Annotated in this window: 11 protein-coding genes and 1 other annotated feature; of the genes, 3 read left to right on the top strand and 8 right to left on the bottom strand. The window is 51.6% G+C overall.

Translation table 11 applies throughout. The features are described from left to right. Positions 1–392: 392 nt before the first annotated feature. From clpB to rluD, 3 genes are all read right to left on the bottom strand, one after another. Complete coding sequence (gene clpB, locus CG67_RS07240) at positions 393–2,966, bottom strand: ATP-dependent chaperone ClpB (RefSeq protein ID WP_025902288.1); 2,574 nt, start codon at positions 2,964–2,966, stop codon at positions 393–395. Positions 2,967–3,091: 125 nt separating this feature from the next. Next, a complete protein-coding gene (yfiH, locus tag CG67_RS07245) occupies positions 3,092–3,823 on the bottom strand; it encodes a purine nucleoside phosphorylase YfiH (protein ID WP_025902289.1) in 732 nt (243 codons plus the stop codon). Continuing rightward, the gene (rluD, locus tag CG67_RS07250; protein ID WP_025902290.1) at positions 3,820–4,800 is read right to left on the bottom strand and encodes a 23S rRNA pseudouridine(1911/1915/1917) synthase RluD; all 981 of its coding nucleotides are present in this window, start codon (positions 4,798–4,800) and stop codon (positions 3,820–3,822) included. Before rluD ends, yfiH begins: the two co-directional genes overlap by 4 nt. A gap of 128 nt (positions 4,801–4,928) precedes the next feature. Between rluD and bamD the strand changes: the two genes are divergently transcribed. Beyond that, positions 4,929–5,663, top strand: a complete 735-nt coding sequence (bamD, locus tag CG67_RS07255) for an outer membrane protein assembly factor BamD (RefSeq protein WP_025902291.1) — start codon at positions 4,929–4,931, stop codon at positions 5,661–5,663. 216 nt (positions 5,664–5,879) lie between these two features. Here bamD and CG67_RS07260 read toward each other — a convergent pair whose 3' ends face one another. Continuing rightward, on the bottom strand, positions 5,880–6,230 hold the full coding sequence (locus CG67_RS07260; RefSeq protein ID WP_051546364.1) for a DUF6404 family protein: 351 nt from the start codon (positions 6,228–6,230) through the stop codon (positions 5,880–5,882). A 318-nt stretch (positions 6,231–6,548) separates the two neighbouring features. Here CG67_RS07260 and raiA point away from each other — a divergent pair, with 318 nt between their 5' ends. Next, positions 6,549–6,881 carry a ribosome-associated translation inhibitor RaiA gene (raiA, locus tag CG67_RS07265; protein ID WP_025902293.1) on the top strand — a complete coding sequence of 111 codons (333 nt, stop codon included), beginning with the start codon at positions 6,549–6,551 and terminating at the stop codon, positions 6,879–6,881. Between the two features lie 97 nt (positions 6,882–6,978). Beyond that, positions 6,979–7,104, top strand: a sequence feature (Phe leader region). Positions 7,105–7,138: 34 nt separating this feature from the next. Next, positions 7,139–8,299 (top strand): bifunctional chorismate mutase/prephenate dehydratase, encoded by a 1,161-nt coding sequence (pheA, locus tag CG67_RS07270; protein ID WP_025902294.1) that lies wholly within the window; start codon positions 7,139–7,141, stop codon positions 8,297–8,299. Between the two features lie 39 nt (positions 8,300–8,338). On the opposite strand, the gene tyrA is transcribed toward pheA, so the two are convergent. The 4 genes from tyrA to CG67_RS07290 all read right to left on the bottom strand — a co-directional run bounded on the left by tyrA (position 8,339) and on the right by CG67_RS07290 (position 12,919). Next, entirely contained in the window at positions 8,339–9,460 is a 1,122-nt protein-coding gene (gene tyrA / locus CG67_RS07275; RefSeq protein ID WP_025902295.1) for a bifunctional chorismate mutase/prephenate dehydrogenase, read from the bottom strand. 15 nt (positions 9,461–9,475) lie between these two features. Further along, positions 9,476–10,540: a 3-deoxy-7-phosphoheptulonate synthase gene (locus CG67_RS07280; protein WP_025902296.1), complete on the bottom strand. Its 1,065-nt coding sequence runs from the start codon at positions 10,538–10,540 to the stop codon at positions 9,476–9,478. Between the two features lie 346 nt (positions 10,541–10,886). After that, on the bottom strand, positions 10,887–11,642 hold the full coding sequence (locus CG67_RS07285) for an ABC transporter substrate-binding protein (RefSeq protein WP_371190678.1): 756 nt from the start codon (positions 11,640–11,642) through the stop codon (positions 10,887–10,889). A 110-nt stretch (positions 11,643–11,752) separates the two neighbouring features. Beyond that, positions 11,753–12,919 carry a methionine aminotransferase gene (locus tag CG67_RS07290; protein ID WP_025902298.1) on the bottom strand — a complete coding sequence of 389 codons (1,167 nt, stop codon included), beginning with the start codon at positions 12,917–12,919 and terminating at the stop codon, positions 11,753–11,755. Positions 12,920–12,949: the final 30 nt, after the last annotated feature.

A 12,949-nucleotide genomic window follows, 5' to 3' on the forward strand; every position in this document is an offset into this window, starting at 1 on the left:
GTTTTACGTCCGGAGACGTTGATATCAATCCTGCGAGTGCCCACACAGATTGTCTGATAAATTGTTAAAGAGCGTTGCAACTCAACCGTTTAGGTTGTTGTTGCGAGGTGGCGTATATTACGCTTTTCACCTCAGGAGTCAACCACTATTTCGTGATTTTTTCTCCCGGACCGAATCGCTTCAGTCCCTGTCACGTCGCTGCGCATCGCGCTTTGCCGTGTCAGTGGGAGCGCATTATAGGGAGATAATTTTTTCTGACAAGGGTTTATTTCAAATTAATTTCTGAGTGTCGCTTTTTCCGCCATTTCGGGTTAAAAAAGCACAAAGTCGGGGATATCCATAAAAAAAGCGGACGATAAACGTCCGCTTTCCTGTTTCTGTTCGCACTCAGATTACTGATGCGCCACGATTTCACCGTCTCTGACATCCATTTCTATGGTTTTACCAGGAACCAGTTGCCCGGACAGAATTTGCTGAGCTAACGGGTTTTCTATTTCCTGCTGGATAGCCCGTTTCAGCGGACGTGCACCGTATACCGGGTCAAATCCGTTTTCACCCAATAACTTCAGCGCATCATCAGAGATGTGCAGCTGATAGCCCCGCTCTTCCAGACGCTGGTACAACCTTTGCAACTGGATACGTGCAATAGAGGCAATATGCTCTGCCCCCAGAGGGTGGAAAACCACAACTTCATCTATACGGTTAATGAATTCCGGACGGAAGTGCTGGCCGACGACACTCATGACCAGTGCTTTCATCTCACCGTAATCCAGATCACCAAAGCGTTCCTGAATCATGTCTGACCCCAGGTTTGAGGTCATGATGATGACCGCATTACGGAAATCAACCGTACGCCCTTGTCCGTCGGTCAAGCGTCCGTCGTCCAGCACCTGCAACAGAATGTTAAAGACATCCGGATGCGCTTTTTCAACTTCATCGAGCAGGATCACAGAATAAGGACGGCGTCTGACGGCTTCGGTCAGGTATCCCCCTTCTTCATATCCGACATAACCCGGAGGGGCACCCACCAGTCGGGAAACCGAATGTTTCTCCATAAACTCGGACATATCGATTCGCACCATGGCGTCATCGCTGTCGAACAGGAAGTTAGCCAGAGATTTACACAGTTCGGTTTTACCTACCCCGGTCGGCCCAAGGAACAGGAAAGACCCCACCGGACGGTTGGGATCCGCCAGCCCCGCGCGACTACGGCGGATAGCATTAGCGACCGCTTCGACGGCTTCATTCTGGCCGATAACACGATCATGCAATGCCTCTTCCATCCGCAGCAGTTTGTCACGCTCGCCTTCCAGCATTCTGGCGACCGGAATCCCGGTCCAGCGCGCAAGCACATCGGCAATCTCTGTATCCGTCACGCGGTTACGCAACATCTTCATCGATTTGCCTTCAGCCTGAGTCGCAGCGGCAAGCTGCTTTTCGAGTTCAGGGATTTTACCGTATTGCAGTTCAGACATTTCGGCCAGGTTACCGGTACGACGAGCCTGCTCCAGAGCAATACGTGCCTGTTCCAGATCCGCTTTAATATTCTGCGTGCCGGTCAGAGACGCTTTTTCCGCTTTCCACTCTTCATCCAGCTCAGCATATTCGCGTTCTTTCTGATTCAGCTCGCTCTCAAGCATCTCAAGGCGCTTAACGCTGGCATCATCTGACTCTTTTTTCAGTGCCTGCTGCTCCAGCTTTAACTGAATGATCCGTCGCTCCAGACGATCCAGCGATTCAGGTTTTGAATCAATCTGCATACGAATGCTGGAGGCGGCTTCATCGATCAAATCGATAGCTTTATCCGGCAGTTGCCGGTCAGCGATATACCGGTGTGACAAATTAGCCGCGGCGACAATGGCCGGGTCCGTAATTTGTACATGGTGGTGTAACTCATAACGCTCTTTCAGCCCGCGAAGAATAGCAATGGTATCTTCGACCGAAGGTTCATCCACCAGCACTTTCTGGAACCGGCGCTCCAGTGCTGCATCTTTCTCTATATACTGACGGTATTCATCCAGGGTAGTCGCCCCGACGCAGTGCAGTTCACCGCGAGCCAGCGCAGGCTTAAGCATATTGCCGGCATCCATCGCACCGTCGGCTTTACCGGCACCGACCATCGTGTGCAGCTCATCAATAAACAGGATAACGTTACCTTCCTGCTTTGAAAGGTCATTGAGAACCCCTTTCAGGCGTTCTTCGAACTCTCCGCGGTATTTCGCCCCGGCCACCAGCGCCCCCATATCCAGCGCCAGCACACGGCGACCTTTCAGGCCTTCCGGCACTTCACCGTTAATAATACGCTGCGCCAGTCCTTCAACGATGGCCGTTTTACCGACGCCGGGCTCACCTATCAGGACGGGGTTATTTTTGGTACGCCGTTGCAGCACCTGGATGGTGCGGCGGATTTCTTCATCACGACCAATGACAGGGTCAAGTTTCCCCTGTTCTGCACGTTCAGTCAGATCGATAGTGTATTTTTTTAATGCCTGACGCTGGTCTTCAGCACCCTGTTCGTTCACGTTTTCGCCCCCACGCAACTGTTCTATGGCTCTGGTGAGTTTGTCGCTATTTGCTCCGGCTGATTTCAGGATATCCGCCAGAGCTCCGCGTGAATCCAGCGCAGCCAGAACAAAAAGTTCAGATGAAATAAAAGTATCACCGCGCTTTTGTGCCAGCTTGTCGCACAGATTAAGCACGCGGATGAGATCAGCTGAAGGTTGTACGTCGCCGTCACTGCCTTCAACCTGAGGAAGCCGTTTTATTGACTGTGTGATTTTTTCCCGGAGAGCTGCCACATCGAGCCCGGCGGAAGAAAGTAAAGGAGTCAGCGATCCCCCTTCCTGAGTCAGCAGAGCACTCATCAGATGAAGAGGTTCGATAAATTGGTTGTCGTTGCCGAGTGCCAGTGACTGAGCGTCAGCCAGCGCTTGTTGGAATTTATTGGTTAGACGATCCAGACGCATAATTCCTCCTGTTAAAGGTCAAAATGCTACAGGAGATTAAATGAGGTCAATCCCTCAAATATTCAAGTTTTATCACCCGGAAAACAGAGAAAAATTACACATACAGGATCGTCCAGTGGCTAAGATTATACCAGCCACACCAAAGTTGCCATACGTCCGGTCACGCGCTCCCGCCGGTAGGAGAAAAAAGACCCGCTTTCAGAATAGGTACAGCGACCGCCACCATAGACAGCCGTGACACCCGCGCGGGAAAGACGCTGCCTGGATAATGTCCAGAGATCCGCGAGATACTTATGCTGGTAAGGGATAAAGGCTTCTGCGGCTGCGGGGTCGTGGGCAATAAACGCCTCGCGCACTTCCGGGCCAACCTCAAACGCCTGCGGGCCGATGGCCGGTCCCAGCCATACCAGGATATCTTCCGGCGGGCGCCGGAACGTTGCCAGCGTGCTTTCAAGAACACCGGCACATAACCCCCGCCAGCCGGCATGGGCAGCTGCAACTTCCCGCCCGTCTTTTGAGCAGAAAATAACCGGCAGGCAGTCTGCCGTCATCACTGCGCAAACCTGGCCTTCTGCCCGGGTATAACAGGCATCGGCCTGCGGAACACAATCACCGGTATGCGGCAAGGTCACAACATGGGTTCCGTGAACCTGATTAAGCCAGAGCGGCATCGCCGGTAAGCCGGCAATATCACACAGAAGGTGGCGATTTTTGAGGACATGCACAGGGTCATCTGCAACATGGGCCCCCAGGTTCAGGCTATCGTAAGGCTGCTGACTGACTCCCCCGATTCGGGTTGTCGAGCAGGCTCTGACGTTCGCCGGTGCCGGCCACTCCGGAATAATCAGTGAACTCATAACCAGTCCATGTCGTCTTTATGTAATTCCGTGTCTGCTTTCAGTGCATCGATTAATTCGACCATATCCTGCGGCAGTGCCGCATGCCATTCCATTTCTATACCGGTGATCGGATGGTAGAGACGTAACATTGTGGCATGGAGTGCCTGCCGGTCAAACCCTCTCAGAACCGAGATAAATTCCTCTGACGCATTCTTAGGCGGGCGTGGACGTCCCCCATACAGCTGATCCCCGACCAGCGGGTGACTGAGATGAGACATATGTACACGGATCTGGTGAGTACGGCCGGTTTCCAGGCGCAAGCGTAACCGGGTATGGGCACGGAAATGTTCCATAATACGGTAGTGGGTAACCGCCGGTTTCCCCATCGGATGCACGCTCATATGGGTACGTTTGGTAGGGTGACGAGAGATAGGCTCATCAACAAAGCCCCCGGCCGTCATCGTACCAATGGCAACCGCCTCATATTCACGGGTAATTTCACGTCGTTGTAAAGAGTCAACGAGATGAGTTTGCGCCGGTACAGTCTTGGCAACGACCATCAGTCCGGTGGTATCTTTATCCAGACGATGCACGATACCCGCCCGCGGAACATCCGCAATGGCAGGATAATAATGTAATAATGCGTTTAATACCGTACCATCGGGATTACCGGCTCCGGGATGAACGACGAACCCGCGCGGCTTATTGATAACCAGAATGTCATCGTCCTCGTACACGATATCGAGCGCGATATCCTGAGGTTCCCAGCGAAGTTCCTCTTCTATTTCGGCATCAATAGTGATCCGTTCACCACCGAGGACTTTTTCCTTAGGAACGGTGGTCGGGATACCATTCAGGGTGACCCGGCCCTGTAAAATCCACTCTTTTATGCGTGAACGTGAATAATCAGGGAACAATTCCGCTAAAGACTGATCTAAGCGTTGTCCAAGTTGCGCTTCGGAGACTGTCGCGGTGAGTTGTACTTGTTGTGCCATATAAGCTTCTTTCGTTAACGTTGGGTTTTCACGGCAAAGCCGTTTACTATAATGTGCTATCTTAGCTGATCATCAATGGACGCTTCACAGAAAGCCTCCGCTAAACCTTTGAGGATAATCATTTCGTCATGACGCGTATGAAACATCTGGTGGCCGTTGCCACTCTGGGCCTGGCACTGGTAGGTTGCTCCGGCTCTAAAGACATTGTCCCGGACAACCCGCCTTCGGTGATCTATGCAACCGCCCAGCAAAAACTGCAGGACGGGAACTTCAGGGCTGCCATTACTCAGTTAGAAGCACTGGATAATCGTTACCCGTTTGGTCCGTATTCTCAGCAGGTGCAGCTTGATCTGATCTATGCCTACTATAAAAACGGAGATATGCCGATGGCCCAGGCCACCATTCTCCGTTTTATGCGACTGAACCCGACACATCCTAATATTGACTATGTCATGTATATGAAGGGTCTGACCGACATGGCGATGGATGAGTCAGCAGTGCAACACTTCTTCGGTATCGATCGCTCTGACAGAGACCCGGCCTATGCCCGTCAGGCATTTACCGATTTCTCTCAACTGCTGCAGAGCTACCCGAACAGTCAGTACGCCGCTGATGCCAGACTGCGTTTGGTGGCTTTAAAAGACCGTCTGGCTAAACATGAACTTTCTGTGGTGCAATACTATACCAAAAGAGGGGCTTATGTCGCGGTTGTTAACCGGGCACAGGACATGCTGACAAACTATGCAGATACTGAGGCGACCCGCCAGGCACTTCCGCTGATGGAAAATGCTTACCGCCAGATGCAACTCAACACCGAGGCCGATAAAGTGGCCAAAATCATTGCGGATAACCAGAAGCGTTGATTCAGGGAACCTTTCCGCGGGTATAAAGAGAAAAGCAGCCCATGCCGGCTGCTTTTTTTGTAAACCCGTTTCTGGTGTCTTAGTCTGCAAAAGGTTCGCATAAGCGGGATGATGAATACATCCGTCGGGCCGTTGCAGTACCTCTTCCCCTGACGGTCTCAGTCGCTGAATTTTTTATTCACATCAGGTGATAGCTGGATACCTGTGCTTCGGGTGTTAAAGACTTTTCCATTCCGGCAGTTGTTGGGCCTTCCTGCGGTACAGGTGCGAACCTGCCGCCATTAAGCCGAACAAGATACCCGCCACACTACTCGCGATTAAGGCCGCGGTTATCGTGTAACCTTCTTTTTGCCATGCGAAAAACCACATGAACACTCCCCATGACAAACCAAATCCCAGCGCTGTGACCAGGGCGATTAGCCAGAATGGCGCGACCGGGAAAGGGGGGATCCGCACTCCCATATGCCATAAGCACTTCATCAGAAGCGGCGTACGATTAGGTTGCCATATCTTTTTTTCTTCTAAAATCCGAATGGCTGTTTTTTTTCTTTCGTCAAACGACACCATAGTCCCCTTCCTGCTAAGCCTTTACGTCATTCCCATCCTGTTGACTTGTGCTACCACAACCCCGGGAGAAAGCACTTAATGCCCCGTCGCGGGTCTATAGAAGCCACGGAAAACATGACGGCCATCATCTGCTTATCCGGTCAATAATGGCGGGTAATATTCACGGGTTCAATCATTATCTTTGCTTTTTGCGGTACTGATTAGGAATTTTACTAATTAGCAAAAAGTGACTTTATTTTGTGATCCAGATCACATTATTCTTAACTGAAGCCGTTAATCTGAATGTCACACGATGGTAACAACAGAGAGGTAAGTGCGATGATTATGAACATCACCAGTAAACAAATGGAAATTACCGACGCTATCCGCAACCATGTTGAAGACCGTCTGACCAAACTGGAAAAGTGGCAAACCCAGCTAATTAATCCTCATATTGTGCTGTCGAAAGAGCCAAAAGAATTTGTCGCCGATGCGACCATAAATACACCGAATGGCCCGCTGGTCGCGACCGGCAGACACGCTGATATGTATGCTGCTATTAATGACCTGCTCAGTAAACTTGAACGCCAGCTGAATAAGGTTCAGCATAAAGGTGAGGCAAGACGTGCCTCAGCCAGCGTAAAAGATATTATCCCTGCTGAAACAGAATAACCTGAGATCCCACGAACGCGCCCGCAGGGCGCGTTTTTAGTTGACGTGCCCTGGCGCAAAAGTTAATCTCGGGAAACATCTTTCAGGGACAACCTGCTATGCAACCCCTCGTGTTTTTCTTCTCATTCTTTTTTAGCATGCCTTCTTCCGGGAGAGATGTTGTCGTATAAGAATGAATGAGAAGACAAACAGCAAAGCCTCCCGTAAGGGGGGCTTTTTTATTGGGTATAAAAATAACAGGAATACAGGTGACAAAAATGAGCGCAGAGCCTTCTTTAGAGCATTTACGGGAAAGGATCACCCGCCTGGATGAACAGCTTCTGTCTTTACTGGCAGAGCGTCAGGAGGTGGCTGTCGCGGTAGGGAAATTCAAAATGACTACCCACCGCCCTATCCGTGATATCGAAAGGGAGAAGCAGCTACTGGAAACACTGATTGAAAAGGGACGTAGCCAGTCATTAGACAGCCAGTACATCACCCGTATTTTCCAACTGATCATTGAAGAGTCGGTACTGACCCAACAGGCTCTGCTGCAGAAAGCTCTGAATCAGGCACAGGAAAACAGTGCCCGGGTCGCCTTCCTCGGACCTAAGGGCTCATACTCGCACCTGGCAGCCCGTCAGTATGCCTCCCGTCACTTTTCTCATATGACCGAAGTCGGTTGCAGTAAATTCCCGGACATTTTGCAACAGGTCGAAACCGGGCTGGCTGACTATGCTGTATTACCCCTGGAAAATACCAGTTCCGGTTCCATAAACGATGTCTATGACCTGTTGCAGCATACCAGCCTGCATATTGTCGGAGAGCTCACACTACCGATTGACCACTGTATTCTGGTCCCCGCCGACACCTGCCTGGATAATATCACCACCGTTTACAGCCACCCGCAGCCTTTCCAGCAATGCAGCCACTTTCTGGCCCGGTATCCGCACTGGAAGATTAAATATACCGAAAGCACCGCGGCCGCCATGGAAAAAGTGGCAGAATTGCAGGACAGCCAGGCCGTAGCTCTCGGCAGTGAAGCCGGCGGTAACCTGTATAATCTGCAGGTACTGGAACGTAATCTGGCGAATCAGCAACAAAATATGACCCGCTTTATTATCCTGGCCCGTAAGCCGGTGAAAGTCTCAGCACAGGTTCCGGCCAAAACCACCTTACTGATGGCCACAGGCCAGCAATCCGGGGCGCTGGTCGATGCATTGATGGTGCTAAGGAAATATGGTCTGGTGATGACCAAACTGGAATCCCGTCCGATCAACGGAAATCCCTGGGAAGAGATGTTCTATCTGGATATTCAGGCCAATGTGCATTCAGAAGAAATGCAACAGTCTCTGGAAGAGCTGACGGCTCTGACCCGTTTCGTTAAAGTTCTTGGCTGTTATCCGGGAGATAACGTCATTCCGGTCTCCGTCGACTGATGGCTCAGGGCACCTTCAGGTGCCCTGATTTCCGGCCCGTTAAGCGCGACTGTCATTCGCTGAGCGTAACAGCCCCCGGCTTTCTGCAAGGAATGAACCGGCATAATCGCCGAACCAGCGTTCAATACTGCGGAAGCTGTCGATGAATTCTGCTTTATCCCCGGACTCCAGTAACGCGATCGCCTCACCAAACCGCTGATAATAACGTTTGATAAGCGCCAGGTTATTTTCTGAAGACATAATGATATCCGCATACAGCTGCGGGTCCTGGGCAAACAGACGCCCGACCATCGCCAGTTCCAGACGGTAAATGGGTGAAGAGAGCGCCAGCAACTGGCTGAGATCGACATTCTCTTCAGCCAGATGCAGGCCATAGGCGAAAGTGGCAAAGTGACGCAGTGCCTGGATAAAAGCCATATTCTGATCATGCTCAACTGCACTGGTGCGATGTAACCGCGCTCCCCAGACCTGAATCTGTTCCAGCAACCATTGATAAGCCTCTGGCTGACGACCGTCACACCAGACCACAACCTGTTTCGCCAGACTGCCACTGTCAGGGCCAAACATCGGGTGCAGCCCCAGTACCGGCCCCTGGTGCGCTGCGAGCATCGCCTGCAGTGGTTTGTTTTTAATCGAGCACAGATCCAGCAAAATACAGGAATCCGGCAATGGCGGTAATTGTTGGATAACCTGCTCTGTCAGATGGATAGGCACACTGATAACGACCATACCGGCATCACTGAGTAACTGTTCAGCGTTGCCCCAGTCATCTTTTTCCAGCGTCCTGACCTGATAGCCTGACAGCGTCAGCATCTTGCCGAACAAACGCCCCATCTGCCCTTCACCACCGACAATGACGACCGGGCCCAGATCCGGGTTCAGTGTTTTGAAACCTTTATCATTTTCGCTGGAATAAGATTCCCGCATCACCCGGCGCAATACATCCTCGATCAAATCCGGCGGTACACCGAGCTGTTCAGCTTCTTTCCTGCGCGACTCCAGCATACTGGCTTCACGTTCAGGCACATAAATAGGTAATCCATAACGGCTTTTGACTTCACCGACTTCAGCGACCAGTTCAAGACGCCTGGCCAGCAATTGCAGCAAGGCTTTATCCGTTTCATCAATTTTATCGCGTAGCGCGGTTAATTCGGCCACCATAATCTATAACACCTCTTATGACACCCGCAGCGCGGCACTCATATCCTGATGAATATCGCGCAGCAGGGTTTCTGTAGTTTCCCAGCTGATACAGGCATCGGTCACCGAGACACCGTAGCGCATGGCCGAACGAGGCTGATCCGGTGACTGATTTCCTTCATAAAGATGACTTTCCAGCATCAGACCCATAATGGAACGATTACCGTCTTTGATTTGGGCCATGGCTGATTCAGCCACCAGCGACTGACGGCGATAGTCTTTACAGGAGTTGCCATGACTGCAATCTATCATCAATGCCGGTCTGAGACCCGCATTCTGCATCTCTTTTTCACAGGCAGCCACATCTTCCGGGCCGTAATTCGGGGTTTTACCCCCACGAAGAATAACATGGCCATCGGGGTTGCCCCGGGTTTGCAGTAAACACACCTGTCCGGCCTGGTTGATCCCCATAAAGCGGTGAGGCATAGAAGCTGCCTTCATGGCATTGATAGCCGTGCTCAGGCTGCCATCGGTGCCGTTTTTAAAACCGACTGGCAGAGAAAGCCCGGAAGCCATTTCCCGGTGGGTCTGTGATTCCGTTGTCCGGGCGCCGATAGCCGCCCAGCTGAACAAATCCCCCAGATATTGTGGTGAATTCGGATCCAGAGCTTCGGTCGCCAGCGGCAGCCCCTTCTCCGCCAGTTTCACCAGCAGATCACGGGCAATCTGTAATCCGTGCTCAACATCGAATGACCCGTCCATATGCGGGTCATTGATCAGCCCCTTCCAGCCCACGGTCGTCCGCGGTTTTTCAAAATAAACCCGCATTACCAGATAGAGACTATCGCTGTACTTTTCTGCCAACTGCTGATAACGCTCAGCATATTCCAGCGCCGCGTCAGGATCATGAATAGAGCATGGCCCGCAAACCACCAGTAACCGGCGATCACGCCCGGCGATAATATCTGAAATTACCTGGCGGGAGTGCGCTATTTGGTCCTGCAACTGAACGGACAGCGGATACTGAGCTTTAAGCTGTTCCGGCGTCATCATTATCCGTTCTTCGGTGATATGTAAATTATTCAGCGTATCTTTTTGCATGGTTGGCATCCTGTTATCACGGCTCGTCACTTCGCTCTGGTAAGCGTGGCCACAGCCTACCATACACAGTAAACATTTCAATCCACGCGGTGTACTGATTTATTTACAACAATAGTATAAAAAGGGTTTTTACCCTGCCGCGCGTAAACAAATAATTACAAGACTAAAGTAAGTGACTGAATATTCGTTAATTCAGCGGATATCCCGTCAGCGGCAGGCGATGATCTTTTTTTCTGCGAAAACGGAGGCATAAAGCAGAGAGGACACCCGCCGGATGCTGGCTGGCGATAAGAACAAAAACCCCGGACGTGCGGAGTGAGTGATACGTCCGGGGAAGTATTAGCTGTCAGGGTTTGACGTTGACATCGATCCCCGGGAAGTAACGGGCTGCCAGTCGGGTCAGCGTTCCGTCTTTCTTCACGGTTTCAATGGCGGTATCCAGTTGCTGCTTCAGGGCGGTATCCCCTTTACGCAGTCCGAACCCGATGCCAGTCCCAAGGATGGCATCGTCTTCCACCGGCTTACCGGCAAACGCAAAGTCTTTCCCTTCAGGCTTATTCAGGAAACCGGACTGACCGGCCGCTGACATGACCAGGGTCGCATCAAGCCTTCCTGCCACCATATCGTTATAGACCTGGTTCTGGTCCTGATAAGAGACCACATTCACACCGTGAGTTTCCCAGTGTTTTTTGGCATACGCTTCCTGAATCGACCCCTGTAATACACCCACATTTTTCCCCTGCAGCCCCTCCGCCGTGACCTGCAAATTCAGGCCTTTCCGGGCGACCAGCATGCTTGGAATACGGTAAACCGGCACCGTGAAATCGATGATTTTTTCCCGCTGTGCGGTGATATTCATTGCAGAATTGATGGCATCAAACTTTTTGGCTTCAAGCGCCGGGATCAGGGCATCAAAACTGCTTTCCACCCACTGACATTTCAGGTGTGCGGCTTTACATACCGCATTCCCTAAATCAATATCAAATCCGACCGGTTGCCCCTGCGTGTTCCGGCTTTCAAAGGGCGGGTATTGAGATTCCAGACCAAAACGCAACGTATCCCCGGCGAATACCTGAAATGCTGCGCACAGCCCTGCTGCCATCCATACTGCTTTTACTTTCTTTTGCATTTTTCTGTCACCCTGAATATCACTGTTATAATGGTCTTTGCCGGAGGCATCCCCCCGGATACTGCTCCCTTCTCCGGCCAGTATCAGACCGTGAAGCGGCATAACGCTTCTGCACCGGCCAGCAGCGTTTTATCATCTTTTGAAAATGAAAGGCGGATAAATTTATTATCTGTGCCGTCGGTATAAAACGCAGACAGCGGGATCGTGGCTACCCCACACTCAGTAATCAGCCGTTGCACGATCTCACTGTCGGATTGCTGACTGAGATGCCCGTAACCGGCCAGCATAAAGAAAGAACCGGCTGAAGGCTGTAAACGGAAAGGCGAGTCCGCCAGTAATGCCACCAGCCGGTCTCTCTTTTGCTGATAGAAAGCCGATAGCCCCAGGTAATGCTCCGGATGGCGTAAATATTCCGCAAATGCCCACTGCATCGGGGTATCTGCGGCATACATCATAAACTGATGTATACCGATAATTTCGTGCATGATAGCCGCCGGAGCCAGGCAATACCCTACCCGCCAGCCGGTGACATGAAATGTTTTTCCGAACGAAGAGACGATCACACTGCGTTCCGCCAGCGACGGATGTGTCGCCATACTCAGGTGTTGCCGCCCGTCAAAAATTACATGCTCATAGACTTCATCCGACAGGATCACGATGTCGGTATTTTTCGTCAGCCTGATCAGTTGCTGCAGATCATCAGCGCTTAGGATCTGAGCCCCGGGATTATGCGGACTGTTCAGAATAATCATCCGGGTTTTCGGGGTGATCGCTGCCGCAACCGCCTGCCAGTCGATGGTAAATGCCGGTACGTTCAGCGCAATCCCGACAGGGGTCGCCCCCTGTAAACGCACGACAGGTGCATAGCTGTCGAACGCAGGTTCAAAGAAGATCACTTCATCACCGGGGTGTACCAGCGCAGAAATCGCCATAAAAAGCCCCTGGCTGGCGCTGCCGGTGACCAGTATTTCGCTTGCCGGATCATACGCCTGGCCATACAACTGCCGGACTTTCCCGGCGATGGCTTCCCTGAGGGTAAGTAATCCGGCCATCGGCGCGTACTGGTTATGACCGTTTTGCATGGCACGGGTCACTGATTCCGTCAGTGCCGGATCACAGGGAAAATCAGGTGCCCCCTGTGACAGGTTTATGGCCTGGTGTTTAGCGGAAAGCTCCCCGATAACACTGAAAATTGTGGTTCCGACATCCGGAAGTTTCGAGGGTAAAGCCACTGAAGAATGGATAGACATCACAACCCCTGAGCGATAATGCATTAATAA

Origin of the sequence: Tatumella sp. UCD-D_suzukii (genome assembly GCF_000611875.2) — a bacterium.
Classification (GTDB): domain Bacteria; phylum Pseudomonadota; class Gammaproteobacteria; order Enterobacterales; family Enterobacteriaceae; genus Tatumella; species Tatumella ptyseos.